The 24,368-nt window shown below is 73.3% G+C and carries 29 protein-coding genes; 19 read left to right on the top strand and 10 right to left on the bottom strand.

Annotated elements, in window-relative coordinates; all coding sequences use genetic code 11:
- From ACIGAN_RS21785 to ACIGAN_RS21765, 5 genes are all read right to left on the bottom strand, one after another.
- On the bottom strand, positions 1 to 225 hold a 225-nt coding region (locus tag ACIGAN_RS21785), incomplete at its 3' end, for a leucine zipper domain-containing protein (protein WP_399859685.1).
- Positions 226 to 326: 101 nt separating this feature from the next.
- On the bottom strand, positions 327 to 827 hold the full coding sequence (gene ybaK / locus ACIGAN_RS21780; protein WP_365089277.1) for a Cys-tRNA(Pro) deacylase: 501 nt from the start codon (positions 825 to 827) through the stop codon (positions 327 to 329).
- Positions 828 to 838: 11 nt separating this feature from the next.
- Entirely contained in the window at positions 839 to 1,579 is a 741-nt protein-coding gene (locus ACIGAN_RS21775; RefSeq protein WP_365089279.1) for an LON peptidase substrate-binding domain-containing protein, read from the bottom strand.
- A gap of 11 nt (positions 1,580 to 1,590) precedes the next feature.
- Complete coding sequence (locus tag ACIGAN_RS21770; RefSeq protein WP_365089494.1) at positions 1,591 to 2,637, bottom strand: hypothetical protein; 1,047 nt, start codon at positions 2,635 to 2,637, stop codon at positions 1,591 to 1,593.
- 121 nt (positions 2,638 to 2,758) lie between these two features.
- On the bottom strand, positions 2,759 to 4,336 hold the full coding sequence (locus ACIGAN_RS21765; RefSeq protein WP_365089281.1) for an oxidoreductase: 1,578 nt from the start codon (positions 4,334 to 4,336) through the stop codon (positions 2,759 to 2,761).
- 179 nt (positions 4,337 to 4,515) lie between these two features.
- Here ACIGAN_RS21765 and hisD point away from each other — a divergent pair, with 179 nt between their 5' ends.
- The 8 genes from hisD to hisF are packed head-to-tail and all read left to right on the top strand — an operon-like array spanning position 4,516 to position 10,266.
- A complete protein-coding gene (gene hisD / locus ACIGAN_RS21760) occupies positions 4,516 to 5,841 on the top strand; it encodes a histidinol dehydrogenase (RefSeq protein ID WP_399859680.1) in 1,326 nt (441 codons plus the stop codon).
- Positions 5,838 to 6,959 carry a histidinol-phosphate transaminase gene (locus tag ACIGAN_RS21755; RefSeq protein ID WP_365737382.1) on the top strand — a complete coding sequence of 374 codons (1,122 nt, stop codon included), beginning with the start codon at positions 5,838 to 5,840 and terminating at the stop codon, positions 6,957 to 6,959. Before hisD ends, ACIGAN_RS21755 begins: the two co-directional genes overlap by 4 nt.
- On the top strand, positions 6,956 to 7,549 hold the full coding sequence (gene hisB / locus ACIGAN_RS21750; RefSeq protein ID WP_030932889.1) for an imidazoleglycerol-phosphate dehydratase HisB: 594 nt from the start codon (positions 6,956 to 6,958) through the stop codon (positions 7,547 to 7,549). The genes ACIGAN_RS21755 and hisB overlap by 4 nt, the downstream gene beginning before the upstream one ends.
- Positions 7,546 to 7,710 carry a hypothetical protein gene (locus ACIGAN_RS21745; protein ID WP_189729006.1) on the top strand — a complete coding sequence of 55 codons (165 nt, stop codon included), beginning with the start codon at positions 7,546 to 7,548 and terminating at the stop codon, positions 7,708 to 7,710. Before hisB ends, ACIGAN_RS21745 begins: the two co-directional genes overlap by 4 nt.
- Entirely contained in the window at positions 7,707 to 8,351 is a 645-nt protein-coding gene (hisH, locus tag ACIGAN_RS21740; RefSeq protein ID WP_399859677.1) for an imidazole glycerol phosphate synthase subunit HisH, read from the top strand. The genes ACIGAN_RS21745 and hisH overlap by 4 nt, the downstream gene beginning before the upstream one ends.
- Positions 8,348 to 9,073 (top strand): bifunctional 1-(5-phosphoribosyl)-5-((5-phosphoribosylamino)methylideneamino)imidazole-4-carboxamide isomerase/phosphoribosylanthranilate isomerase PriA, encoded by a 726-nt coding sequence (priA, locus tag ACIGAN_RS21735; protein ID WP_399859675.1) that lies wholly within the window; start codon positions 8,348 to 8,350, stop codon positions 9,071 to 9,073. The genes hisH and priA overlap by 4 nt, the downstream gene beginning before the upstream one ends.
- Positions 9,070 to 9,465, top strand: coding sequence for a RidA family protein (locus ACIGAN_RS21730; RefSeq protein ID WP_365737387.1), 396 nt, complete (start codon positions 9,070 to 9,072; stop codon positions 9,463 to 9,465). Before priA ends, ACIGAN_RS21730 begins: the two co-directional genes overlap by 4 nt.
- 45 nt (positions 9,466 to 9,510) lie before the next feature.
- Positions 9,511 to 10,266, top strand: a complete 756-nt coding sequence (gene hisF, locus ACIGAN_RS21725; protein ID WP_365089291.1) for an imidazole glycerol phosphate synthase subunit HisF — start codon at positions 9,511 to 9,513, stop codon at positions 10,264 to 10,266.
- A 50-nt stretch (positions 10,267 to 10,316) separates the two neighbouring features.
- On the opposite strand, the gene ACIGAN_RS21720 is transcribed toward hisF, so the two are convergent.
- Entirely contained in the window at positions 10,317 to 10,952 is a 636-nt protein-coding gene (locus tag ACIGAN_RS21720; protein ID WP_365089293.1) for a TIGR03085 family metal-binding protein, read from the bottom strand.
- A 74-nt stretch (positions 10,953 to 11,026) separates the two neighbouring features.
- Here ACIGAN_RS21720 and hisI point away from each other — a divergent pair, with 74 nt between their 5' ends.
- The 11 genes from hisI (at position 11,027) to lgt (ending at position 19,774) form a co-directional block, all read left to right on the top strand.
- The gene (hisI, locus tag ACIGAN_RS21715) at positions 11,027 to 11,422 is read left to right on the top strand and encodes a phosphoribosyl-AMP cyclohydrolase (RefSeq protein ID WP_399859696.1); all 396 of its coding nucleotides are present in this window, start codon (positions 11,027 to 11,029) and stop codon (positions 11,420 to 11,422) included.
- A gap of 11 nt (positions 11,423 to 11,433) precedes the next feature.
- Positions 11,434 to 12,915, top strand: a complete 1,482-nt coding sequence (locus ACIGAN_RS21710; protein WP_399859671.1) for an anthranilate synthase component I — start codon at positions 11,434 to 11,436, stop codon at positions 12,913 to 12,915.
- A gap of 49 nt (positions 12,916 to 12,964) precedes the next feature.
- Entirely contained in the window at positions 12,965 to 13,597 is a 633-nt protein-coding gene (locus ACIGAN_RS21705) for a TIGR02234 family membrane protein (protein WP_399859669.1), read from the top strand.
- Between the two features lie 110 nt (positions 13,598 to 13,707).
- Positions 13,708 to 13,959, top strand: a complete 252-nt coding sequence (locus tag ACIGAN_RS21700) for an HGxxPAAW family protein (RefSeq protein WP_311687732.1) — start codon at positions 13,708 to 13,710, stop codon at positions 13,957 to 13,959.
- A gap of 84 nt (positions 13,960 to 14,043) precedes the next feature.
- Entirely contained in the window at positions 14,044 to 14,478 is a 435-nt protein-coding gene (locus ACIGAN_RS21695) for a DUF2752 domain-containing protein (protein WP_399859666.1), read from the top strand.
- A 140-nt stretch (positions 14,479 to 14,618) separates the two neighbouring features.
- Entirely contained in the window at positions 14,619 to 15,428 is an 810-nt protein-coding gene (gene trpC, locus ACIGAN_RS21690; RefSeq protein WP_365089302.1) for an indole-3-glycerol phosphate synthase TrpC, read from the top strand.
- Between the two features lie 21 nt (positions 15,429 to 15,449).
- Positions 15,450 to 15,617 carry a tryptophan biosynthesis modulator TrpM gene (gene trpM / locus ACIGAN_RS21685; RefSeq protein WP_365089304.1) on the top strand — a complete coding sequence of 56 codons (168 nt, stop codon included), beginning with the start codon at positions 15,450 to 15,452 and terminating at the stop codon, positions 15,615 to 15,617.
- 133 nt (positions 15,618 to 15,750) lie between these two features.
- Positions 15,751 to 17,034, top strand: coding sequence for a tryptophan synthase subunit beta (gene trpB, locus ACIGAN_RS21680; protein WP_399859663.1), 1,284 nt, complete (start codon positions 15,751 to 15,753; stop codon positions 17,032 to 17,034).
- Positions 17,031 to 17,849 (top strand): tryptophan synthase subunit alpha, encoded by an 819-nt coding sequence (gene trpA / locus ACIGAN_RS21675; RefSeq protein WP_365737400.1) that lies wholly within the window; start codon positions 17,031 to 17,033, stop codon positions 17,847 to 17,849. The genes trpB and trpA overlap by 4 nt, the downstream gene beginning before the upstream one ends.
- An 86-nt stretch (positions 17,850 to 17,935) precedes the next feature.
- Positions 17,936 to 18,712 carry a DsbA family protein gene (locus tag ACIGAN_RS21670; RefSeq protein ID WP_399859660.1) on the top strand — a complete coding sequence of 259 codons (777 nt, stop codon included), beginning with the start codon at positions 17,936 to 17,938 and terminating at the stop codon, positions 18,710 to 18,712.
- Positions 18,713 to 18,796: 84 nt separating this feature from the next.
- On the top strand, positions 18,797 to 19,774 hold the full coding sequence (gene lgt / locus ACIGAN_RS21665) for a prolipoprotein diacylglyceryl transferase (RefSeq protein WP_399859657.1): 978 nt from the start codon (positions 18,797 to 18,799) through the stop codon (positions 19,772 to 19,774).
- Positions 19,775 to 19,835: 61 nt separating this feature from the next.
- Here the strand turns inward: lgt and ACIGAN_RS21660 are convergent, their stop codons facing one another.
- Genes ACIGAN_RS21660 through ACIGAN_RS21645 form a run of 4 tightly spaced genes read right to left on the bottom strand, consistent with a single transcriptional unit; the run spans position 19,836 to position 24,362 of the window.
- Positions 19,836 to 20,651, bottom strand: coding sequence for an HpcH/HpaI aldolase/citrate lyase family protein (locus ACIGAN_RS21660; protein ID WP_365737407.1), 816 nt, complete (start codon positions 20,649 to 20,651; stop codon positions 19,836 to 19,838).
- Positions 20,648 to 21,847, bottom strand: a complete 1,200-nt coding sequence (locus tag ACIGAN_RS21655) for a CaiB/BaiF CoA transferase family protein (protein ID WP_399859654.1) — start codon at positions 21,845 to 21,847, stop codon at positions 20,648 to 20,650. Before ACIGAN_RS21655 ends, ACIGAN_RS21660 begins: the two co-directional genes overlap by 4 nt.
- A complete protein-coding gene (locus tag ACIGAN_RS21650) occupies positions 21,844 to 23,205 on the bottom strand; it encodes an ADP-ribosylglycohydrolase family protein (RefSeq protein WP_399859651.1) in 1,362 nt (453 codons plus the stop codon). The genes ACIGAN_RS21655 and ACIGAN_RS21650 overlap by 4 nt, the downstream gene beginning before the upstream one ends.
- Positions 23,193 to 24,362, bottom strand: coding sequence for an ADP-ribosylglycohydrolase family protein (locus ACIGAN_RS21645; protein WP_399859649.1), 1,170 nt, complete (start codon positions 24,360 to 24,362; stop codon positions 23,193 to 23,195). Before ACIGAN_RS21645 ends, ACIGAN_RS21650 begins: the two co-directional genes overlap by 13 nt.
- Positions 24,363 to 24,368: the final 6 nt, after the last annotated feature.

Genomic DNA, 24,368 nt, shown 5'->3' with positions numbered 1-24,368 from the left:
GGCCTCGATCGCCCCTGCCGTGCGGTGCGGTGTCGTGCGCGGACGGCTGGACCGGTCGTGCAGTCCCTGCTCGCCTTCGGCCCGCCAGCGGCGCATCCACTTGTGCGCGGTGACGCGGGAGATACCCATCTCGGCGGCAACATGGGCGACAGGGCGTCCGGTGCGGACACGTTCAACCAGCAGCCGCCTGCCATGGACGGTCAGCCGGGCATTACGGTGGAACACGAAGGCCTCCGTGCGGTGAAGATTCGACACCTCCACCACACACGGAGGCCTTCGCCATGATCAAGCCCGTCTGGCGTTAACAACGCTCGTGATCAATACACCTAGGCGCGGCCGATCGGTGCCAGTACCGCCTGCGTGAGTGCGGCCAGGGTCTGCGGTGCCAGTTCGACCTCCAGGCCCCTGCGTCCCGCCGACACGCAGATGGTGGCGTGGGCCGACGCCGACGCGTCCAGGACCGTCGGCAGCTTCTTGCGCTGACCCAGCGGTGAGATACCGCCCCGGACGTAGCCCGTCGTGCGCTCCGCCAGGGCCGGGTCGGCCATCGTCGCGCGCTTGCCGCCGACCGCCGCCGCCAGGGCCTTCAGATCCAGCTGGCCCGCCACCGGCACCACGGCGACCGTCAGCGCGCCGTCGACGTCCGCGACCAGGGTCTTGAAGACGCGGTCGGGGGAGACGCCCATCGCCTCGGCCGCCTCCTCGCCGTACGAGGGGTGCGCGGGGTCGTGGTCGTAGGAGTGGAGCGTGTACTGCGCTGCGGCCGCCGTGAGGGCCACCGTCGCGGGGGTGCCGCCGGACTGCTGCTTCTTCGACTTCTTCGCCATCCCGGTCCGCTTCAGTTGAGACTCGTCGGGCTCCGCGTCAGCTCCGACGCGGGCAACGACGGCAGACTACGGATGATCGCCGTCTCCGAGCGAAGGAGTTTCAGCTCGTCGCGCAGCCGGGAGGCGGTGTCGGGGGCCTGGAGCAGACGCTGCTTGGTCGGGGTGTCCAGCATCATCGCCGCCGCCACCAGGTACGACACCACGCCCGGCTCGTCGGGCAGGTCGGCGCCGGTCGTCAGGGAGCGTTCCCGCGCCCCGGCCAGTCGCTTCTGGTACTGCCGGAAGGACCGCAGCACTCCCTCCGCCAGGGGGGCCGCCTCGTCACCGGGCTCCTCCGTGAGCGTCTCCAGCTCGGCCGTCAGGAACGGCCCGGACGCCTCGACCGACACCAGCCTCACCCGGGTCGTGCCGGTCGCCAGCACCTCGAAGGAGCCGTCGGTGCGCTCCCGGATCGTCGCCGCGTCCGCGATGCAGCCCACCTTGTGGAAGGCCTTGGCCGGGTCCGTGCCGAAGCCGGCCGCGGGTCCCCGCTCGGGCAGGGCCGTCGGGTCGGGCATGCCGGGCGCGCTCGGGGCCACCTCGTGGCCGTCGCGGATCGCCACGACGGCGAACCGGCGCGGTTCGTCCTCCGGGGTCTTCAGCAGTTCGCGCATCATGGCGCGGTACCGCTCCTCGAAGACGTTGAGCGGGAGCACGAGCCCCGGGAACAGCACCGAGTTCAGGGGGAAGAGGGGGAGCCGGACGGTGGTCACGACGCAAAAGCCTAATGGTCGCCGCCGCGGTCTCGTCCGCCGCGTTCACTCCGTGGATGCCCGGACGGTTCCCGGGCCGCCGCGGACCGGATCTCGTCCCGCACCGCCAGGAAGTGCCCGAGCGGGTCGTCCGACCCCCGGTCCCAGGGGAACGAGGTGGCGTACGGGCCGGTCAGGCGCAGCTGCTCGGCGGCGTCGGGCCAGCGCTCCAGGCGCACCAGGACGTAGATGAGCAGGTTCCGCATGCGGGCGGGCCAGGGGTCGGCCGCCGGGAGCAGCGGGGACAGCGCGATCGCCCGGTCGGCGGCCGCGTCCAGCCGCTCGCGCGGCACCCCGGGCCCGCAGTCGGCGGGTCCGCAGTCGTCGGTCAGGTAGCCGAAGGCCGCCCGCAGCGGGAGCGCCTGGACGAGCGCGTCGGCGGGCGCGTCCTGCGCGGCGCGGTCGGCGAAGTCGAAGCACTCGCGGTGCGAACCGTGCCAGGAGGTGGCCAGGTAGCGCAGGGCCGCCACATGACAGCCGTGGTGGTGCGGGGCGCGCCGGACGGCCGCCGCCCACAGCTCCTCGAAGTACTTGTGCCCGGCCTGGGCGCCCCGCGCGTGGTCGAGCGCGAGCCGCCAGGGCACCGGGTCCCGCTGGTCGCCCCGGGCCGCGGCCGTGATCAGCGGGCTCACCTCGCGCAGCAGCTCGGCCCGGGCCGGTGACTGCCAGGCCCGGTCCACCGCCAGCTGGGCCCCGACCAGCAGCGCGTCCGGGTCCTGCGGGGCGGTGGCGAGCCAGACGTCCAGCCACTCGGGGCGCGAGCGCGCGAACGCGGCCAGCCGGGTCACGTACCGGTCGCGCCGCTCCCACTCGGCGGCCGCGCGCGTGGCCCGGAGCAGTCCGGCGGCGGGCCCGTGATCGCCGCGGGCGGCGGCGACCAGCGCCGGGCTCAGCCGGGCGTCGGGCGCGTCGAGCAGCACCTCGTCGTCGGGGCTCGGCCTGCCGACGGGGTTCGGGGCGGTCCTTGTCATCCGGCTCGGGCGGATGAACGGCAGCTGCATGGCCATGGTGCCGACCATTGAAAGTCCGCTGGTCATGACGGCGCCAGATCGTTCCGGGAAGTCGCGGAAAGTTGTACGGCGTTCGGTCAAGAGAAGGTAAAGGCGTGGCGATTCAGTCACGCTGGTCACATCCGCACCATCAGTTGCGGCGCAGCAGCCGGGTCGCCCCCGCCGCGACCGTCGTCGCCAGGACCCAGCCCAGCAGGATCATCGCCGTCGCCAGCCACTGCCAGCCCCCGCGCAGCTGCCAGAAGCCCACCTGGCCCAGGTCGATCACCGGCAGCAGCAGATCGAGGCTGAACAGGACCGGGTCCCACTCCGGGTGCTCGCCGCGCTTCATGGGCGGATGACCCGCCCGGGAGAAGGCGACCGAGCCCGCCGCCCACAGCACCGCCATCCACACCGCGGCCCGGCCCGGCCGGTAGCCGTAGGCCACCGTCCAGTCCTGCGCGTACCCCCACAGCTTGGCGGCGAGCGGCAGGCTCTCGCGGTGCCGGCGCTGCTTGGCCAGCAGCACCTCCCGGGCGTCCTCGTCCTCCCCGCCGGCCCGCAGCACGGCGGCCAGCCGCTCGTACGGCTCCGGGTTGTACTCGGCGGTCGCCGCAGCCACCCAGTCCAGCCGCTCGGCCAGCGGGAACGGCCCGCGCGGCACCAGGTTCTCGTAGGCGAAGCCGCCCATGTGCAGCCGTCCCGGGCCGGGCCAGGCGTCCGCCCGGTCCATCAGGTTGACCACCCGGGCCCCGGACAGCACCACCCGGCCGCGCGCCGGCTGCTCCCCGAGGAAGCGCAGCTCCGGCGTCTGCACCCGGCGCAGCGACAGCTCCTGGTCGTCGCCGAGGGTGAACCGGGCCTGCTCGAAGTCGACGGCGTCGCCGAACCGCCCGTCGTCCAGCCGGATCCCGCCCTCGCAGGCGAACCGCTGGATCCGTGTGCCCTGCGCCGGGGTCATCCCGCTCATGGCCTGCGCGCCGACGCCCGCCGGGGTCAGGTACAGGCTGCGCTCGACGGTCAGCTGCGGGGCGTTCAGCGCCAGCCGCGCGTACGGGTTGACCAGCCGCGCGCCGCGCAGGCTCAGCGACACGCCGATCGTCGCGGCGCGCAGGCTCAGCTCACCGTGCGACTCCAGCAGCTCGGCCTGTAAGTCCTGGCCGACGGTCAGGCCGTCCGCGGCGACCGACCGGCCGCTGCGGTCCTGGTGCACGATCGCCTGGTTGAGCATCAGGTCCGTGCCGATCTGGGCGTCGGTGAGCCGGATCCCGCGGTGGAAGCGGCAGCGCGGCAGGTGCAGGTCGCCCTCGGTCTGCACCCGGGCCGCCTCCAGCCGGGGCACCGAGCAGTCCACCAGCCGCATGGTGGTGAACCGGGCCTCCGGCAGCAGCACGTCCTGCTCGAACCGGCACCGGCGCATCTCGACGTACGGCGTCACCGCGCCGCCCGCGAGGTCCAGGGAGCCGGTGATGTGCACGCCGGCGAGCTTCAGCGACGCCACGCGGCCGGCCAGGGCGGGCGGGCCGTCGAGCAGCAGCCAGCACACGATCCGGGCGCGCACGGTCCGCTCCTCGCCCCACGGATGGCCGCCGTGCGGGTCGTCGACCACGGTGTCGCCGCTGCTCAGGTCGTACACGCTGCCGTTGCGGAAGGCCTGCCACATGCCGGCCTCGGCCGCGGTCAGGTCGTCGGGCAGCTCTCCGGCGCGCGGGCCGGCCCCCTCGGTCACAGTGCTTCCCTTCCTCCCCGGGTACTCGCCGGTTGGGTTCTTCGTACAACTGTTCATGCCCGCTGCGTGACACGCCGAAAGCAAAGAGTGACCAGGATCTTGCGCCGTCCTGCGGCGTTCTGTATCAGCCATTGATACGCGCGGACGGCGCCTCACCCGGGTCTGAGAGAATTGAGCACGTGATCTCCCGAATCGATCTGCGCGGCGACGCCCTTCCCGAGGGCCCCGCCCTGCGTGACCTGCTGCCCCGAGCCGACTTCGACGTACAGGCCGCCCTGGAGAAGGTGCGTCCGATCTGCGAGGACGTGCATCATCGGGGCGACGCGGCGCTGATCGACGCCGCCGAGCGGTTCGACGGGGTGCGGCTCGACCAGGTGCGGGTCCCGGCCGCCGCGCTCACGCGCGCGCTGGAGGAACTCGACCCGGCCGTGCGCGCGGCCCTGGAGGAGTCCGTCCGCCGCGCCCGGACCGTCCACCGCGCGCAGCGCCGCAGCACCCACACCGCCCAGGTCGTACCCGGCGGCACGGTGACCGAGAAGTGGGTTCCGGTCGAGCGCGTCGGGCTGTACGCGCCCGGCGGCCGGTCGGTGTACCCGTCCTCCGTGATCATGAACGTGGTGCCCGCGCAGGAGGCCGGCGTCGCGTCCATCGCGCTCGCCTCGCCGGCCCAGGCCGACTTCGGCGGCCTGCCGCACCCGACCATCCTGGCCGCCTGCGCCCTGCTCGGCGTCGACGAGGTCTACGCGGCCGGCGGCGCCACGGCCGTCGCGATGTTCGCCTACGGCACCGAGTCCTGCGCGCCCGCGAACATGGTCACCGGCCCCGGCAACATCTGGGTCGCCGCCGCCAAGCGCTACTTCACCGGCAAGATCGGCATCGACGCCGAGGCCGGCCCGACCGAGATCGCGGTCCTCGCCGACGACACGGCCGACCCGGTGCACGTCGCCGCCGACCTGATCAGCCAGGCCGAGCACGACCCGCTGGCCGCCGCCGTCCTGGTCACCGACTCCGTCGCCCTCGCGGACGCGGTGGACAAGGAGCTGGAGCCCCAGGTCGCGGCGACCCGGCACGTCGACGACCGGATCGTGCCCGCCCTCACGGGCAGGCAGTCCGCGATCGTCCTGGTCGACGGCATCGACGAGGGCCTGCGGGTGGTCGACGCGTACGGCGCCGAGCACCTGGAGATCCAGACCGCCGACGCCGCCGCGGTGGCCGACCGGGTCCGCAACGCCGGGGCGATCTTCATCGGGCCCTGGGCGCCGGTGTCGCTGGGCGACTACGCGGCCGGGTCCAACCACGTCCTGCCCACCGGCGGCTGCGCCTGCCACTCCTCGGGCCTGTCGGTCCAGTCCTTCCTGCGCGGCATCCACATCGTGGACTACACGCGCGAGGCGCTGGCCGACGTGGCGCACCACGTGGTCACGCTGGCCGAGGCCGAGGACCTCCCGGCCCACGGCGCGGCGATCAAGGCGAGGTTCGACTGGAAGGTTCCGCAGGGCACGTGAGCGACGTACGCATCGACGATCTCCCCGTACGGGACGAGCTGCGCGGCAAGTCCCCCTACGGCGCGCCCCAGCTGGACGTGCCCGTACGGCTGAACACCAACGAGAACCCCTACCCGCTGCCCGAGCCGCTGGTCGAGCGGATCGCCGAGCGGGTCCGGGACGTGGCCCGCCACCTCAACCGCTACCCGGACCGGGACGCGGTCGAGCTGCGCACCCGCCTGGCGGAGTACCTGACGGACACGTCCGGACACGAAGTCGGCGTCGCCAACGTCTGGGCGGCCAACGGCTCCAACGAGGTCATCCAGCAGCTGCTGCAGACCTTCGGCGGGCCGGGCCGCACCGCGATCGGGTTCGAGCCGTCGTACTCGATGCACGCGCTCATCGCGCGCGGCACGGGCACCGGCTGGATCTCCGGGCCGCGCGCCGAGGACTTCACGATCGACCTCGCCGCCGCCGAGAAGGCGATCGCCGAGCACCAGCCCGACGTCGTCTTCGTCACCACCCCCAACAACCCCACGGGCAACGCGGTGCCGCGCGAGACGGTCCTCGCGCTGTACGAGGCCGCGCAGGCGGCGAAGCCGTCGATGGTGGTCGTGGACGAGGCGTACATCGAGTTCAGCCACGGCGACTCGCTGCTGCCGCTGCTCGACGGGCGCCCCCACCTCGTCGTCTCCCGCACGATGTCGAAGGCGTTCGGCGCGGCGGGCCTGCGCCTGGGCTACCTCGCCGCCCACCCGGCCGTCGTCGACGCCGTGCAGCTCGTGCGGCTGCCGTACCACCTGTCGGCCGTCACCCAGGCGACCGCCCTGGCCGCCCTGGAGCACACCGACACGCTGCTCGGCTACGTCGAGCAGCTCAAGGCCGAGCGCGACCGCCTGGTCGCCGAGCTGCGCGCGACGGGCTACGAGGTCGTCGAGTCCGACGCCAACTTCGTGCAGTTCGGACGCTTCGACGGCGAGGGCGGCGCGCACGCGGCCTGGCGGAAGATCCTCGACCGGGGTGTCCTCGTCCGGGACAACGGCATCCCCGGCTGGCTGCGGGTGTCCGCCGGAACCCCCGAAGAGAACGACGCGTTCCTCGACGCGGTCCGTGAACTGAAGAAGGAGCAGAGCACATGAGCCGCGTGGGACGCGTGGAGCGAGTCACCAAGGAGACGTCGGTGCTCGTCGAGATAGACCTCGACGGGTCCGGAAAGGTCGACGTGTCGACAGGCGTCGGCTTCTACGACCACATGCTCGACCAGCTCGGCCGGCACGGCCTGTTCGACCTCACGGTGAAGACCGAGGGCGATCTGCACATCGACTCGCACCACACCATCGAGGACACCGCCCTCGCCCTCGGCGCCGCCTTCAAGCAGGCCCTCGGCGACAAGGTCGGCATCTACCGCTTCGGCAACTGCACGGTCCCGCTGGACGAGTCGCTCGCCCAGGTCACCGTCGACCTGTCGGGCCGCCCGTACCTGGTGCACACCGAGCCCGAGAACATGGCGCCGATGATCGGCGAGTACGACACCACCATGACCCGGCACATCCTGGAGTCCTTCGTGGCCCAGGCGCAGATCGCCCTGCACGTGCACGTGCCCTACGGGCGCAACGCGCACCACATCGTGGAGTGCCAGTTCAAGGCGCTCGCCCGGGCCCTGCGCTACGCCTCCGAGCGCGACCCGCGCGCGGCCGGCATCCTCCCCTCCACGAAGGGCGCCCTGTGAACGGCATCTCGACCCTGCTGATCGTCGTCGGCCTGTTCCTCGTCGGCGGGATCTACTCCTTCGTCAAGCAGAAGATGCCCAAGGGCCTGATCGTCCTGCTGTCGATCGGCGCGGCCATGTGCCTGGTGGCCGGTGTCGTCAGGCTGGAGGTGTGGAATTGAGCGCCCCCCGCAAGAGCGTCGTCGTCTTCGACTACGGCTTCGGCAACGTCCGTTCCGCCGAGCGCGCCCTCGCCCGCGCCGGAGCCGACGTCGAGATCACGCGTGACTACGACAAGGCCCTGAACGCCGACGGCCTGCTCGTGCCCGGCGTCGGCGCCTTCGCGTCCTGCATGACGGGTCTGCGCGAGGCGCGCGGCGACTGGATCGTGGACCGCCGGCTGGCCGGCGGCCGTCCGGTGATGGGCATCTGCGTCGGCATGCAGATCCTCTTCGCGCGCGGCATCGAGCACGGCGTGGAGAGCGAGGGCCTCGACGAGTGGCCCGGCTCGGTCGAGCCCCTGCAGGCCGAGGTCGTGCCCCACATGGGCTGGAACACCGTGGAGGCGGCGCCCGGCTCCCGGCTCTTCGCCGGCCTGGACCCCGACGCGCGCTTCTACTTCGTGCACTCCTACGCCGTCCACGACTGGTCGCTGGAGACGCACAACCCGGCCATCGAGGCCCCCAAGGTCACCTGGTCCACCCACGGCAAGCCGTTCGTCGCGGCCGTCGAGAACGGCGCCCTGTGGGCCACCCAGTTCCACCCCGAGAAGTCCGGCGACGCCGGAGCCCAGCTCCTCACCAACTGGATCGGAACCCTGTGAGCACGCTCGAACTCCTCCCCGCCGTCGACGTCCGCGACGGCCAGGCGGTGCGCCTGGTGCACGGCGAGTCCGGCACCGAGACCTCCTACGGCTCCCCCCTGGAGGCCGCCCTGGCCTGGCAGCGCTCCGGCGCCGAGTGGCTGCACCTGGTCGACCTGGACGCCGCGTTCGGCACCGGCGACAACCGCGAGCTGATCGCCGAGGTCACCAAGGCGATGGACATCAAGGTCGAGCTGTCCGGCGGCATCCGCGACGACGACACCCTCGCCGCCGCCCTCGCCACCGGCTGCACCCGCGTCAACCTGGGCACGGCCGCCCTGGAGACCCCCGAGTGGGTCGCCAAGGTCATCGCCGAGCACGGCGACAAGATCGCCGTCGGCCTGGACGTGCGGGGCACCACCCTGCGCGGCCGCGGCTGGACCCGCGACGGCGGCGACCTCTACGAGACGCTGGAGCGCCTCAACCAGGAGGGCTGCGCCCGCTACGTCGTCACCGACATCGCCAAGGACGGCACGCTCCAGGGCCCCAACCTGGAGCTGCTGAAGAACGTCTGCGCGGCGACCGACCGCCCGGTCGTGGCCTCCGGCGGCGTCTCCTCGCTCGACGACCTGCGCGCGATCGCCGCACTCGTCCCGCTCGGTGTCGAGGGCGCGATCGTAGGGAAGGCGCTGTACGCGAAGGCGTTCACCCTGGAAGAGGCCTTGGAGGCTGTGTCGTCATGAGCGGTGCCGTACGGCGTGTGCAGAGCGGAAGTCCCTGGGAAGAGTCCTTCGGTTTTGCACGCGCCGTGGCGGCGGGCGACCGCGTGCTCGTCGCGGGCACGACCGCCTTCAAGGGCGACGTGCTCCACGGCGAGGGCGATCCGTACGAGCAGGCCAAGGTGGCCTTCACCACCGCCCTGGAGGCGATCGCCGAGTTCGGGCTCGGCGTCGAGTCGGTGATCCGCACCCGGGTCTACCTGGCACACGCCCGGGACGTCGACGCGGTGGGCCGGGCCCACCAGGAGATGTTCGACGCCGTACGCCCGGTCACGACCCTGCTGGTCGTGCAGGGCTTCATCGACTCCAGGGTCCTGGTGTCGGTGGAAGTGGAAGCATTCCGAGGGACACCCTGAGCATTCCGGGGGACCCCTCGCAGGAACACTAGAGAGGCACGATTCATGACCCTGGCGGTCCGAGTCATCCCCTGCCTGGACGTGGACAACGGCCGGGTCGTCAAGGGCGTCAACTTCCAGAACCTGCGCGACGCGGGCGACCCGGTCGAGATGGCCAAGGTGTACGACACCGAGGGCGCCGACGAGCTGACGTTCCTGGACATCACCGCCTCCTCGGGCAACCGCGAGACGACGTACGACGTGGTGCGCCGCACGGCCGAGCAGGTGTTCATCCCGCTCACCGTCGGCGGCGGCGTGCGCACCGCCGAGGACGTCGACAAGCTGCTGCGGGCGGGTGCGGACAAGGTCGGTGTGAACACCGCCGCCATCGCCCGCCCCGAGCTGATCCGCGAGATCGCCGAGCGCTTCGGCCGCCAGGTCCTGGTCCTGTCGGTGGACGCCCGCCGCACCGAGTCGGGCTCCTTCGAGGTGACCACCCACGGCGGCCGCAAGGGCACCGGCATCGACGCCGTCGAGTGGGCCCACCGGGCCGCCGAACTGGGCGCCGGCGAGATCCTGCTCAACTCCATGGACGCCGACGGCACCAAGGACGGCTACGACCTGGAGATGATCCGCGCCGTGCGCAAGCACGTCACCGTCCCGGTCATCGCCTCGGGCGGCGCCGGCACGCTGGCCCACTTCCCGCCGGCCGTCGAGGCGGGCGCGGACGCGGTCCTGGCCGCCTCGGTGTTCCACTTCGGCGACCTGCGCATCGGCGAGGTCAAGCAGACCCTGCGGGAGGCCGGCCACCCGGTGCGGTGACGCACCGCCCACAGCCCCGGACGCCCAGCGCGTCCGGGGCTGCCGCTCGTTCAGATGCCGAGCTGCTTCGTCTCGCGCAGCTTCGCGATCGCGTTCTCGTCGCCGTCCAGGCCGACCTTGGCCGCGCTCTGCCGGCCGTAGCAGAACAGGACCAGTTCCGACGGCTCGCCCGTCACCGTCACGACCGGGACGCCGCGGTGGGCGACCGCCGTCCGGCCGTCGGGGCGGCGCAGCACCAGTCCCGTCGGCACACCGCGGCCCATCAGGCGAGCCGTGCGCTCCAGCCGGGACCACAGGGCGTCCTGGAAGACCGGGTCGAGCTCGCGCGGGGACCAGTCGGGCTGGGCGCGGCGCACGTCCTCGGCGTGGACGTAGAACTCGACGATGTTCGACGCCTCGTCGACCGGCTTGAGCGAGAAGGGCGAGAACCGCGGCGGACCGGTGCGGATCAGCTGGATCAGCTCCTCGTACGGCTTGTCCGCGTACTCCGCCATCACCCGGTCCAGGCGCGAGGCGAGCTGCTTGATCAGTATCCCGCCGGCCGCGTCCGGGCGGCGCTCGCGCACTACCACGTGCGCGGCGAGGTCCCGGGTCGTCCAGCCCTCGCACAGAGTGGGCGCGTCCGGGCCCGCGGTCTCCAACAGGTCGGCGAGGAGAAGTCGTTCACGCTTGGCATGGGTCGACATGCCGCCAGCCTACGGCCGCCCACCCGGTCCGCCCAGTGGACACTCCACCTGCGCCGCCGCCGGCGCGCGGCACAATGGTCGCCATGACCAGCGAGCCCAGCCGCCTCGATCCGGAGATCGCCGCCCGCCTCAAGCGCAGCGCCGACGGCCTCCTGCCCGCCATCGCCCAGCAGTACGACACCGGTGAGGTGCTCATGCTCGGCTGGATGGACGACGAGGCGCTGCATCGCACCCTGACCACCGGCCGGTGCACGTACTGGTCGCGCAGCCGCCGGGAGTACTGGGTCAAGGGCGACACCTCCGGCCACGTCCAGTGGGTGAAGTCCGTGGCGCTGGACTGCGACGCCGACACCGTGCTCGTCAAGGTCGACCAGGTCGGCGCCGCCTGCCACACCGGCGCCCGCACGTGTTTCGACGAGGACGTGCTGGTCGAGGACGGCGGTTGGGCCGCCCCCGCGGCGGATCAGTAAGGTCGGCCGCCATGGACCTCGAGACGTTCCGCAAGCTCGCCACCGACCGGCGGGTCATCCCGGTCACCCGCAAGCTCCTCGCCGACGGCGACACCCCGGTCGCGCTCTACCGCAAACTCGCGGCCGAGCGCACCGGCACCTTCCTGCTGGAGTCCGCCGAGAACGGCCGCTCCTGGTCCCGGTACTCCTTCGTGGGCGTCCGCTCGGCGGCCACCCTGACCGAGCGCGACGGGCAGGCCCACTGGCTCGGTGTCCCGCCCGTCGGCGTCCCCGTCGACGGCGACCCGCTCGCCGCGCTGCGCGCCACCATCGAGGCCCTGCACACCCCCCACCAGGAGGGCATGCCGCCCTTCACCGGCGGCATGGTCGGCTACCTCGGCTACGACATCGTCCGCCGCCTGGAGAAGATCGGCCCCGGCGAGCGCGACGACCTGCGGCTGCCCGAGCTGACCATGCTCCTCACCAGCGACCTCGCCGTCATGGACCACTGGGAGGGCTCGGTCCTGCTGATCGCCAACGCGATCAACCACAACGACCTGGAGACCGGCGTCGACGAGGCCTACGCCGACGCCGTGGCCCGCCTGGACGCCATGCAGGCCGACCTGGCCCGCCCGGTCGCCCAGCCCCCGGCCGTGCTCCCGCCCTCCGAACTGCCCGAGTACACCGCGCTGTGGGGCGGCCCCGACTTCCAGGCGGCCGTGGAGGACATCAAGGAGCGCATCCGGGCCGGCGAGGCCTTCCAGGTCGTGCCCTCCCAGCGCTTCGAGACGCCCTGCACGGCGAGCGCGCTGGACGTCTACCGGGTGCTGCGCACGACCAACCCGTCGCCGTACATGTACCTGTTCCGCTTCGACGGCTTCGACGTCGTCGGCTCCTCCCCGGAGGCCCTGGTCAAGGTCGAGGACGGCCGGGCCATGGTGCACCCCATCGCCGGCACCCGCTGGCGCGGCGCCACCCCGCAGGAGGACCAGACCCTCGCCGACGAACTCCTCGCCGACCCCAAGGAACGCGCCGAGCACCTCATGCTCGTCGACCTCGGCCGCAACGACCTGGGGCGGGTCTGCGAGCCCGGCTCGGTCGAGGTCGTCGACTTCATGTCCATCGAGCGGTACTCGCACGTGATGCACATCGTCTCGACGGTGACCGGCCGCGTGGCCGCCGGGCGCACGGCCTTCGACGTCCTCACCGCCTGCTTCCCGGCCGGCACCCTCTCCGGCGCCCCCAAGCCCCGCGCCCTGCAGATCATCGACGAACTCGAACCGTCCCGGCGCGGCCTGTACGGCGGCTGCGTCGGCTACCTGGACTTCGCCGGCGACTCCGACACCGCCATCGCCATCCGCACCGCCCTGCTGCGCGACGGCACCGCGTACGTGCAGGCCGGAGCCGGGATCGTCGCCGATTCGGACCCGGTCGCCGAGGACACCGAGTGCCGCAACAAGGCGGCCGCCGTCCTGCGGGCCGTGCACACGGCGAACCGGCTGGGCAAGGCCTGAGACGACCCCCGGGTGACGGTTCGCCCCGGGTTCAGGCGATAGTGGGTACGTGACTGCCGTACCGCACCCCCGTTCCCCAGCCGCCGGATCCGCCCGGGCCGGCCGCCTGAGTCTCGCCGTCGCGCTGCTGTGCGGCGCGCTCGGCGCGGCCGTGGCGCTCCTGGCCACCCGGCAGCAGTGGGCGGAGGGCACCGCGAGGGTGGCCGGCGGCGCCTTCCCGCTGACCGCCAGCGGCAGCGACGTCACGGGCGTCCCCGCGGCGCTCGCCGTCGTGGGCCTGGCCGCGCTCGTCGCCGTGTTCGCCGTCCGCCGCGCAGGACGCGTCGTCGTGGCCGCGCTGCTGGCGCTCTCCGGCGCCGGCACCGTCGCGGCGGCCCTGCTCGGCGCCTCCGACAGCTCCGCGCTCGACGAGAAGGCCGCCCGGGCCTCCGGCGACACCTCCGCCTCCGTGGCCGCCCTCAGCCACACCGCCTGGCCGTACGTCGCGGCCGCCGGCGGCGTGCTGCTCCTGCTGGCCGGGCTGCTCGCCCTGCGCTACGGCCGGCTGTGGCCCGCCATGTCCGGCCGCTACGAGCGGGGCGGCACGCCCCAGCCGCGCCGCAGTGCGCCCGCCGCCGACCCCGACCGGCCCGAGGACCTGTGGAAGGCGCTCGACCGGGGCGAGGACCCGACCGGCGCCTGAGCCGCGCGAGTGAGTCCGGGGCGCACCCCCGGTCACCGTCCCGGCGCGCGTGCGGGACAATGGCCCCGAGCGTCCTGCTCAGACACGCACACAGCAACGAGGAGCAAGCAATGGCGGGCAGCAGCCACGGTCACACCCCGGCCGCCTGGACCGGTGTCATCATCGCCTTCATCGGTTTCTGCGTCGCGGGCGCCTTCATGGTGATGGACCAGCCGGCGGGCTTCTGGGCCGGCATGGTGGTCGTGCTCCTCGGCGGTGTCGTCGGCGGCATCATGCGGATGATGGGCCTCGGCCAGCCCAAGGACCTGCACGCCCCGCACCAGATGACGGGCGACCGCGAGCCGGCGCGCGCCGAGGGCTGATCCCCGGCGGAACACGCGTTCTCGGGTGAGGGGCGGCCGGCGCAGGGGCGCCGGGACCGCCCCTCACGCGCGTGACGGGGCACAATGCGTACCGTGAACGCCGACAGCCGAAGGGTGACACAGGGTCTCCCGGGACGCCTGGCCCTCCCCGCCGGGCTCCTGGCGGGCGCCGCCGCCGCCTTCGCCTACGTGGGCGCGGTGGACCCCAATGAACCCGGCCACTACCCCGTCTGCCCCCTGCTGCGCTTCACGGGCCTGTACTGCCCCGGCTGCGGCGGACTGCGCAGCGCCCACGCGTTCGTCCACGGCGACCTGCCGGCCGCCCTGCAGGCCAACGCGCTCGCCGTGCTCGGCTATCTGGCCTGCGCCGCGCTGTGGACCGTATGGGTGGTCCACGCCGTGCGCGGGCGCCCGCTGCGGATCGACCCCCGCCCCGGGCTGGTGTGGAGCCTCGGCGCGTTGCTGCTGGTCTTCAGCGTTGTCCGGAACCTGCCCTTCGGTGGCTGGCTGCACCCTTGATCATTCGCCGGATGTCCAGGTACTGGGACCGGCGTCAACCGGATGCGAGGCCTACGCCCCGCTGCGGATACCATCGCAGTGACCATCGGTTATCCGGCCGGTCGCCGGAACTGTCAAGAGTCTGGAAGGGGGCCGCTCGCGTGAGTGTGCTCGACGAGATCATCGACGGAGTTCGAGCCGACCTCGCGGAGCGGCAGGCGCGCGTCAGCCTCGACGAGCTCAAGGAGCGCGCGGCGAAGGCTCCCGCGGCCAAGGACGGCGCGGCCGCGCTGCGCGGGGACGGCGTCAAGGTCATCTGTGAGGTCAAGCGCTCCAGCCCCTCCAAGGGCGCGCTGGCCGCCATCGCCGACCCGGCCGGACTCGCCGCCGACTACGAGGCGGGCGGCGCGGCCGTCATCTCCGTCCTCACCGAGCAGCGGCGCTTCGGCGGCTCGCTCGCCGACCTGGAGGCCGTGCGCGCCCGGGTGGACATCCCGGTCCTGCGCAAGGACTTCATCGTCACCTCGTACCAGCTGTGGGAGGCCCGCGCCTACGGCGCCGACGTCGCCCTGCTGATCGTCGCCGCCCTCGACCAGCCCGCCCTGGAGTCCCTCATCGAGCGGGCCGAGTCGATCGGGCTCACGCCGCTGGTCGAGGTGCACGACGAGGACGAGGTCGAGCGCGCGGTCGACGCCGGCGCCCGTGTGATCGGCGTCAACGCCCGCAACCTCAAGACCCTCGAAGTCGACCGCAACACCTTCGAGCGGGTGGCCCCGGAGATCCCCGACCACATCATCAAGATCGCCGAGTCCGGTGTCCGCGGCCCGCACGACCTCATCGCCTACGCCAACGCCGGCGCGGACGCGGTCCTGGTCGGCGAGTCCCTCGTCACCGGCAAGGACCCCAGGACGGCGGTCTCCGACCTGGTGGCGGCGGGCGAGCATCCCGCACTCCGGCACGGCCGGAGCTGATCACCCGCTAGGCTTGGCCCGATGACCCTCACCCTGACGACCGTGGACCGGTACGCCCGCCTCGCGCGCGGCTGCCGCCCCCGCGGCTGCCGTGCGCCGGCGCGCCGCGTCCACGGCCGCCGCGTCCGGTACGTCATCGGCGACGAGCCGGGCCAGGTCAACGGCATGCGATGGCACCGCGCCCGTTAGGGGCGCGGGGCATCATCTGATGCGCGGCTGCCGCCGCGCGGGCGCGACGAGCCACACACGGCCCGCGGCCGGCAGCACAGCCCCGCCCCCACGGCGACCAGTGCAGTCCACACACTCACCGTGAGGTATCCGCATGCCCAGCCAGTTCTTCATCCCCGATCCCGAGGGACGGACCCCGAACCCCGAAGGCTACTTCGGGGCCTTCGGCGGCAAGTTCATCCCCGAGGCCCTCGTCGCCGCCGTCGACGAGGTCGCCGTCGAGTACGACAAGGCCAAGCACGACCCGGAGTTCGCCAGGGAACTCGACGACCTCCTGGTCCACTACACCGGCCGCCCCTCCGCGCTCACCGAGGTGCCCCGGTTCGCCGAGCACGCCGGCGGCGCCCGGGTCTTCCTCAAGCGGGAGGACCTCAACCACACCGGCTCCCACAAGATCAACAACGTGCTCGGGCAGGCCCTGCTCACCAAGCGCATGGGCAAGACCCGGGTCATCGCCGAGACCGGCGCCGGCCAGCACGGCGTCGCCACGGCCACCGCCTGCGCCCTCTTCGGCCTCGACTGCACCATCTACATGGGCGAGATCGACACCCGGCGCCAGGCGCTCAACGTGGCCCGCATGCGCATGCTCGGCGCCGAGGTCATCGCCGTGAAGTCCGGCAGCCGCACGCTGAAGGACGCCATCAACGAGGCGTTTCGCGACTGGGTCGCCAACGTCGACCACACGCACTACCTCTTCGGCACCGTCGCCGGACCCCACCCCTTCCCGGCCATGGTCCGCGACTTCCACCGGGTCATCGGCGTGGAGGCCCGCCGCCAGGTCCTGGAGCGGGCCGGCCGCCTGCCCGACGCGGCGATCGCCTGCGTGGGCGGCGGCTCCAACGCCATCGGCCTCTTCCACGCCTTCATCCCCGACGAGAGCGTGCGCCTCATCGGCTGCGAGCCGGCCGGCCACGGCGTCGACACCGGCGAGCACGCCGCGACCCTGACCGCCGGCGAGCCCGGCATCCTGCACGGCTCCCGCTCCTACGTCCTGCAGGACGAGGAGGGCCAGATCACCGAGCCGTACTCCATCTCGGCCGGTCTGGACTACCCGGGCATCGGCCCGGAGCACTCCTACCTGAAGGACTCCGGCCGCGGCGAGTACCGCGCGGTCACCGACGACGCGGCCATGCAGGCCCTGCGCCTGCTGTCGCGCACCGAGGGCATCATCCCGGCCATCGAGAGCGCCCACGCGCTGGCCGGCGCCCTGGAGGTCGGCAAGGAGCTGGGCACGGACGGGCTGATCGTGGTCAACCTCTCCGGCCGCGGCGACAAGGACATGGACACCGCCGCCCGCTACTTCGGCCTGTACGACACCGACGCCGAGGTCGCCGAGGACGCCTCCGGCACCGCCGAGATCGAGGGGGACGCCAAGTGAGCGGCAACCTGCAGCTGTTGACGGACACCCTCGCCGCGGCCAAGGCCGAGGGGCGGGCGGCGCTCATCGCCTACCTCCCGGCCGGCTTCCCGACCGTGGACGGCGGCATCGAGGCGGTCAAGGCCGTCGTCGACGGGGGCGCCGACGTCGTCGAGGTGGGCCTGCCGCACAGCGACCCCGTCCTCGACGGCCCCGTCATCCAGACCGCCGACGACATCGCCCTGCGCGGCGGCGTGAGAATCGCCGACGTGCTGCGCACCGTCCGCGAGGCGCACGCCGCCACCGGCAAGCCCATCCTCGTCATGACGTACTGGAACCCCATCGACCGCTACGGCGTCGAGCGGTTCACGGCGGAGCTGGCCGAGGCGGGCGGCGCGGGCTGCATCCTGCCCGACCTGCCCGTGCAGGAGTCGGCGCTGTGGCGGGAGCACGCCGAGAAGCACGGTCTCGCGACCGTCTTCGTCGTCGCCCCCAGCAGCAAGGACGAGCGGCTCGCGCGGATCACCGCCGCCGGCAGCGGCTTCGTCTACGCCGCCTCCCTCATGGGCGTCACCGGCACCCGCGCCACCGTCAGCTCGCAGGCCCAGGACCTGGTGGAACGCACCCGGGCCACCGGCACCGGCCTACCGGTCTGCGTCGGGCTCGGGGTCTCCAACGCCACACAGGCCGCCGAGGTCTCCCGCTTCGCCGACGGCGTGATCGTCGGCTCGGCCTTCGTCAAGGCGATGCTCGACGCCCCGGACGACGCGGCCGGCGTCGAGGCCGTGCGCGCGCTCGCCGGTGACCTCGCCCGGGGCGTGCGCGGACAGGCGTAGAAAAGCCGGAAGTCGTACGGGTCCCTCGTACGGGTGGACCTGGGGCCGGGGAGGCGCGGTGCGCCTCCCCGGTTCGTTTCCGGGGTGTGAGCGAGAAGAACCGTGAGGGAAAGCGCACCGCCCGGGAGAAGCTGGCGGTCGAGCGCGAGAAGCACAAGTCCGCCGAGAAGCGCCGGCGGGCGCTGCTGGTGGGCGGGGCCGTCGTCGCCGTCCTGGGACTCGCGGCGGTGATCGGCGTCGTCGCGGCCAACGCCGGCAAGGACGACGGCGGCGAGGCCTCGGGCCCGGTCGTGGCCCCTTCGGGCGCGCAGGGCAAGGACGGCCTGGCGATCGCGGTCGGCAAGGACAGCGCCAAGTCCACGCTCACGGTGTGGGAGGACTTCCGCTGCCCGGCCTGCAAGTCCTTCGAGACGGCCTACCGGCCGGTGATCCACGAGCTGACCGAGGCCGGCCGGCTGAGGACCGAATACCACCTGGTCACGCTCATCGACGGCAACATGGGCGGCACGGGCTCGCGCAACGCGGCCAACGCCGCCGCCTGCGCCCAGGACGCCGGCAAGTTCCCCGCGTACCACGACGTGCTCTTCGACAACCAGCCCCAGGAGGTCGACGACGCCTACGCGGACAGCGACAAGCTGATCGAGCTCGCCGGCAAGGTCGACGGCCTGGACACCCCGGCCTTCCGCACGTGCGTCGAGGACGGCACGCACAACGCCTGGGTCGCCAAGTCCCACCAGGCCTTCGACAAGGGCGACTTCTCGGGCACGCCGACCGTCCTGTTCGACGGCAAGAACATCTACCAGGACCGGACGATGACCCCGGCGAAGCTGAAGCAGATGGTGCAGGAGGCGAACCAGGGGTGAAGGGCATGCGCCCGTCCCTGTTATGGACCCGTAGCCGGACCGCCTGCCCCGGGCCCGGTCCGGCACGGTAGCGTCGACCTTGCCATGGAACTTGCCTTCATTCCCAGCCCGTCGCGCGGGGTGCTGTACCTCGGCCCCATTCCGCTGCGCGGCTACGCGTTCTGCATCATCATCGGCGTCTTCGTCGCGGTCTGGCTCGGCAACAAGCGCTGGATCGCCCGGGGCGGGCGGGCCGGCACGGTGGCCGACATCGCTGTCTGGGCCGTGCCCTTCGGCCTGGTCGGCGGCCGCCTCTACCACGTGATCACGGACTACGAGCTGTACTTCAGCGAGGGCCGTGACTGGGTGGACGCCTTCAAGATCTGGGAGGGCGGCCTCGGCATCTGGGGCGCGATCGCGCTGGGCGCGCTGGGCGCCTGGATCGGCTGCCGGCGCCGGGGCATCCCGATGCCGGCCTACGCGGACGCCGTCGCGCCGGGCATCGCCTTCGCGCAGGCCATCGGCCGCTGGGGCAACTGGTTCAACCAGGAGCTGTACGGCAAGCCCACCGATCTGCCGTGGGCCCTGGAGATCACCTCCTCGGCGGACGGGCGGGTGCCGGGCACGTACCACCCGACGTTCCTGTACGAGTCGCTGTGGTGCGTCGGCGTCGCGGTCCTGGTCATCTGGGCCGACCGCCGCTTCCGCCTCGGGCACGGCCGGGCCTTCGCCCTGTACGTCGCCGCGTACTGCGCGGGCCGGGCGTGGATCGAGTACCTGCGGGTCGACGACGCCCACCACGTCCTGGGCCTGCGGCTGAACGTCTGGACCGCGATCCTGGTGTTCCTGCTCGCGGTGACCTACTTCGTGCTGTCGGCGAAGAAGCGGCCCGGGCGGGAAGAGGTCGTGGAGCCGGGCGCGGCGCCCTCCGGTGGTGACACCGACAGCGACCAGAAGGCCGTCGGCCCGGACCGGGACGGCGACCACGCCGAGCGCGCCGAGGTGGCCGACGACGCCGGGAGCGGGACCGCCGACGAGGCCGACGCGGCCCGGAACGAGGCCGGGTCGGGGAAGAAGGCCTGACGGCCCGCCGCCGTAGAGACGCATCCGAGGGCGCCCGGGCGAACCGGGCGCCCTCGGCATGTCAGCGGCGGCCCGCCAGGGACAGGGTGCGCCGGGCCTCCGTCACCACCGCCGCGTCGACGAAACGGCCGTCGGCGAGCGCCTGGGCACCCTGCTGCGCCGCGGCCGCCTTGAGCACCGTCTCGGCCCGCTCGATCTCCTCGCCGGTGGGCAGATAGGCCCGCTCGATCACCGGCAGCTGGCGGGGGTGGATCGCCGCGCGGCCCAGGAAACCCAGCGCCCGGCCCCGGGCGCAGGAGGCGGCCAGCCCTTCCGGATCGCGGATGTCGGGGTGGACCGACTGCGCCGGCGGGGGAAGGCCCGCAGCCCGGGCCGCCACCACCACCCGGGAGCGCGCCCAGTCGAGGCCGGTGTCCTCCCGGACCCCCAGGTCGGCGCGGAGGTCGGCCTCGCCGAGCGCGATGCCCCGCAGGTTCGGGTGGGCCGTGGCGACGGCGTAGGCCTGTTCCACGGCGAGGGCCGACTCCAGCAGGGCGTACAGTGCGACCGCCGTGCGGTGGGCGATGTGGGTGATCCCGGCGGCGGAGGTCACCTTGGGCAGGCGCAGACCGGACAGGCCCGGGGCGTGGGCGAGCGTGCCGATGTCCTGCTCGGCCCACGGGCTGTCCAGGGCGTTGACGCGGACGTGGACCGGGACCGGCGGTGTCCGGCCGAGCAGGTCGGCGGTGGCGTCGCGGGCGTAGGCCTTGCGGTCGGGGGCGACCGCGTCCTCCAGGTCGACGATGACGACGTCGGCGCCGCAGGTGAGGGCCTTGGCCACCACGTGCGGACGGTCGCCCGGGGCATAGAGCCAGGTGAGCGGCGGGGCCGCCGTCATACGACGCCCTCCGCGCGCAGCGCCTTGAGGTCGGTCTCGGTCAGGCCGAGTTCGGTGAGGACCTCCTCGGTGTCCGCGCCGTGCGGGCGGCCCGCCCAGCGGATCGCGCCGGGCGTGGCGGACAGACGGAACAGCACGTTCTGCATGCGCAGCGGGCCCAGTTCCGGGTCGTCGACGGTGGTGATGGTGTTCAGGGCCTGGTACTGCGGGTCCGCCATCACGTCCCGGACGTCCTGGACCGGGGCCACCGCCGCCTCCGCCTTCTCGAAGGCCGCCAGGACGTCGGCGCGGGAGCGCTCGGCGACCCAGGAGCCGACCGCCCCGTCCAGGACGTCGGCGTGCCGGGCGCGGCCGGCGCCGGTGGCGAACCACGGCTCGTCGATCAGTTCGGAACGTCCGACCAGGCGCATCACGCGTTCCGCGACCGACTGGGCGGAGGTGGAGACGGCGACCCAGGTGCCGTCCGCGGTGCGGTAGACGCCGCGCGGGGCGTTGTTGGGGGAGCGGTTGCCGGTGCGGGGCTGGACGTGGCCGAGCTGGTCGTACCAGAGCGGCTGGGGGCCGAGGGCGGCCAGGATCGGCTCGATCAGGGCCAGGTCGACGACCTGGCCCTCGCCCGTCCGCTCCCGCGCGGCGAGCGCCGTCATCACCGCGTACGCCGTCGTCAGGCCGGCGATGGCGTCGGCCAGGCCGAACGGCGGGAGCGTGGGGGGCCCGTCCGGTTCGCCGGTGAGCGCGGCGAAACCGCTCATCGCCTCGGCGAGGGTGCCGAAGCCGGGGCGGTGCGCGGAGGGGCCGAACTGGCCGAAGCCGGTGACGCGCGCCAGGACCAGCCGGGGGTTGGCGGCCGACAGCTCCGGCCAGCCCAGGTCCCACTTCTCCAGGGTGCCGGGGCGGAAGTTCTCGACGATCACGTCGGCGCCGGCGGCCAGGCGCAGCAGGGTGGCGCGGCCGCCGGGCCGGGACAGGTCGAGCGTGACGGTCCGCTTGTTGCGGCCGAGCGTCTTCCACCACAGGCCGACGCCGTCCTTGGACGGGCCGTGGCCGCGCGAGGGGTCCGGTTTCCTCGGATGCTCGATCTTGACGACCTCCGCGCCGAAGTCGCCGAGCAGGGTGGCGGCCATCGGCCCGGCGAAGAGGGTGGCGAGGTCGAGGACGCGCAGACCGGTGAGGGGCGCGGGCTGGGGAGCGGTCATGAGCGGTGGGTCTCCCGGTGGGTGAGGTGGGCGAGGGCGTCGAAGCCGATGCCGTCGAAGTCGCCGACGGAGGTGGACAGGCGGTTCTTCAGCGGGGCCGTCCAGCGGTCGGGGAGCGCCGCGGGGTGCCCGGCCAGCAGACCGGCGATGCCGCCCGCGGTGGCGCCGTTGGAGTCGGTGTCCCAACCGCCGCTCACCGCACGGCAGATCGAGCCGGTGAAGTCGCCGTTCGCATGGGTGAGGGCGGCGGCGATCAGCGCGGTGTTGGGCACGGCGTGCACCCAGTGGTGGGTGCCGGCGTGGGTGGCGTGCAGGGCGTCCACGACGGCGTCGAAGTCGGTGTGCTCATGGGCCAGTTCGATGCCCTGGCGGACCGCTCGGGCGAGGCGGGAGCGGGGCGGGACGACCGTGAGGCCGGTGCGCAGGCAGGTGTGGACGTCGGCGGTACCGGTCGCGGCCGTGGCGATGGCGGCGGCCGCGAACATCGCCGCGTGGACGCCGTTGGCGGTGTGGGTGAGGGTGGCGTCGCGGTGGGCCTGTTCGGCCGCCGCGGCCGGGTCGCCGGGGTTGGTCCAGCCGTGGACGTCGGCGCGGATCAGCGCGCCGATCCACTCCCGGAAGGGGTTGCGGTGGCGGGCGGTGTGCGGGGGCTCCAGGCCGCCGAGGAGGTTGCGGTAGGCGACGCGTTCGGCGGTGAAGGCGCGCCCGGCCGGGAGTTCGTCGAGCCAGACGCGGGCCACGTCCGTGGTGGTGAAGGCCTTGCCGTGCCGTCGCAGCAGGATCAGGTTCAGCAGCGGGTAGTTGAGGTCGTCGTCCTCGGGCATGCCGTCGATGTTCTCGGCGAGGGAGGTGGCCGCCGAGCGGCGGTTCCAGGGGTGTGCGGTGAGCAGCTCGTCCGGGACGCCCCGCGCGGTGAACCAGGTGGACAGGGGCCAGTTGCCGGTGGACCGGGCCAGGAGGCGGATGCCGTCCAGGGGGAGCTTCTCGACCGGTTTGCCCAGCAGGCAGCCGACGGCCCGGCCGAGCCAGGCGGCTTCCAGGCGCCGGGGGGAGGGGGCCGGGGCGGCGAAGGGCTCGGGCCAGTCGGCGCAGACGGCCTTGATCTTCTCCAGCTCCGTCGGTTCGTCGTCGGCCGACGCGCTGGGGAGGTCCGCCAGCTCGTCCAGGAGGTCTTCCGCCAGCCGACGGAGGTAGCGGGACGTGGGGGTGGGGGAGGCGCCCGCGGTGGCCGGGGCCTGGGGGCCGCCGGCCGCTCGCCAGCGGGCCGCGATCGCCTTCGGCTCGCGGCCGTCCAGAGCCGCCTGGCGGAGTTCGTGGCCGAGCAGGTCCTCCGGCTGGACCCAGGTCAGTCGGAGCATTCCGGTCCTCCGAGGGATGCGAAGGCCTCTTCGTGGGCGCGGCGGCGGGAGACGTCCCGGGCGAAGATCTCGCGGGTCACCCGCGTGAGCGTGGCGGCCGGTTCCCACAGGTCCAGGCGGCTGGCCTCGGCGACCGTCTTGGCCCAGTCCCGCGGGACCGGTGCGCCCAGGGCTCCGGCCAGGGCGCCCGCCATCGTGGCGATGGAGTCGCAGTCCCGGCCGTAGTTCACGGCGCCGAGGACCGCGTGGCGGTAATCGCCCCGGGCGACGAGCAACAGGCCCAGGGCCACGGGGAGTTCCTCGATCGCGTGGAGGCGGGACGGGCGGCGGGCGCCCAGGGACGGGGCGCGGTAGTCGGGGCCGACCGTGTCGAAGGGGGCGACCGCCTCGCGCAGCGGGCCGAGTGCCGACTCGAAGTCCGTGTGCCGGCCGGCCTCCTCACAGACCCGTTCGATCGCCGTGCGCGTGCCGTCCTTGGCCAGGGCCAGGCAGGCCGAGACGACCGAGTCCGGGGTCGCGCCGGGGGTGCAGGCCGCCGCCACCGCCGCCGCCAGGACGCCCGCCGCCTCCCGGCCGTACGACGACTGGTGCGCGCCGGCGACGTCCAGGGCCTCGGCGTACGCCGCGCGCGGGTCGGCCGCGTTGACCAGGCCGACCGGGGCCATGTACATCGCCGCACCGCAGTTGACGATGTTGCCGGTACCGGCCTCGCGCGGGTCGGCGTGGCCGTAGTGGATCCTCGTGACCAGCCACTTCTCCGCGAGGAAGATCCGCTGGAGGGGGAGGGCCTCGGTGTGCAGCTCCGGGATCCAGCGTGGCTCGGTCATCAGGTCGGGGACCAGGTGGCCGGCGACGGCGTAGGCGTCGAGGTGGTCGCGCACCCGGGCGTAGACCCGGATCAGGGCGTGCGTCATCAAGGTGTCGTCGGTGACGTGGCCGTCGCCCTTGTGGTACGGGGCGAGGGGGCGGGCCGTGCGCCAGTCGTCGCCGTGCCAGGGGCCGACGATGCCGTGGACGCGGCCGCCGTGACGTTCGGCGATCTGCTCGGGCGAGTAGCCCTCGACGGGACCGCCGAGGGCGTCGCCGACGGCCGCGCCGACCAGGGCGCCGGTGATCCGCTCGTCCAGTGTGGCGTTTTGGCGGGGTTTGGGGTGCATGGCCGC

The organism is Streptomyces sp. NPDC085931 (assembly GCF_044540565.1).
GTDB lineage: Bacteria > Actinomycetota > Actinomycetes > Streptomycetales > Streptomycetaceae > Streptomyces.
Note: the sequence above shows the minus strand (reverse complement) of the source record. Positions and strands in the feature narration are given on the sequence as shown.

Coding starts and splice junctions, on each gene's coding strand:
- ybaK (WP_365089277.1), bottom strand. CDS start 827: ATGGCGAAGAAGTCGAAGAAGCAGCAGTCCGGCGGCACCCCCGCGACG.
- hisB (WP_030932889.1), top strand. CDS start 6,956: ATGAGCCGCGTGGGACGCGTGGAGCGAGTCACCAAGGAGACGTCGGTG.
- ACIGAN_RS21720 (WP_365089293.1), bottom strand. CDS start 10,952: ATGTCGACCCATGCCAAGCGTGAACGACTTCTCCTCGCCGACCTGTTG.
- ACIGAN_RS21770 (WP_365089494.1), bottom strand. CDS start 2,637: ATGGTCGGCACCATGGCCATGCAGCTGCCGTTCATCCGCCCGAGCCGG.
- lgt (WP_399859657.1), top strand. CDS start 18,797: ATGGAACTTGCCTTCATTCCCAGCCCGTCGCGCGGGGTGCTGTACCTC.
- ACIGAN_RS21730 (WP_365737387.1), top strand. CDS start 9,070: ATGAGCGGTGCCGTACGGCGTGTGCAGAGCGGAAGTCCCTGGGAAGAG.
- ACIGAN_RS21700 (WP_311687732.1), top strand. CDS start 13,708: ATGGCGGGCAGCAGCCACGGTCACACCCCGGCCGCCTGGACCGGTGTC.
- hisF (WP_365089291.1), top strand. CDS start 9,511: ATGACCCTGGCGGTCCGAGTCATCCCCTGCCTGGACGTGGACAACGGC.
- ACIGAN_RS21655 (WP_399859654.1), bottom strand. CDS start 21,847: ATGACCGCTCCCCAGCCCGCGCCCCTCACCGGTCTGCGCGTCCTCGAC.
- ACIGAN_RS21650 (WP_399859651.1), bottom strand. CDS start 23,205: ATGCTCCGACTGACCTGGGTCCAGCCGGAGGACCTGCTCGGCCACGAA.
- trpM (WP_365089304.1), top strand. CDS start 15,450: ATGACCCTCACCCTGACGACCGTGGACCGGTACGCCCGCCTCGCGCGC.
- trpB (WP_399859663.1), top strand. CDS start 15,751: ATGCCCAGCCAGTTCTTCATCCCCGATCCCGAGGGACGGACCCCGAAC.
- ACIGAN_RS21645 (WP_399859649.1), bottom strand. CDS start 24,362: ATGCACCCCAAACCCCGCCAAAACGCCACACTGGACGAGCGGATCACC.
- ACIGAN_RS21660 (WP_365737407.1), bottom strand. CDS start 20,651: ATGACGGCGGCCCCGCCGCTCACCTGGCTCTATGCCCCGGGCGACCGT.
- ACIGAN_RS21710 (WP_399859671.1), top strand. CDS start 11,434: ATGGACCTCGAGACGTTCCGCAAGCTCGCCACCGACCGGCGGGTCATC.
- hisI (WP_399859696.1), top strand. CDS start 11,027: ATGGTCGCCATGACCAGCGAGCCCAGCCGCCTCGATCCGGAGATCGCC.
- ACIGAN_RS21695 (WP_399859666.1), top strand. CDS start 14,044: ATGCGTACCGTGAACGCCGACAGCCGAAGGGTGACACAGGGTCTCCCG.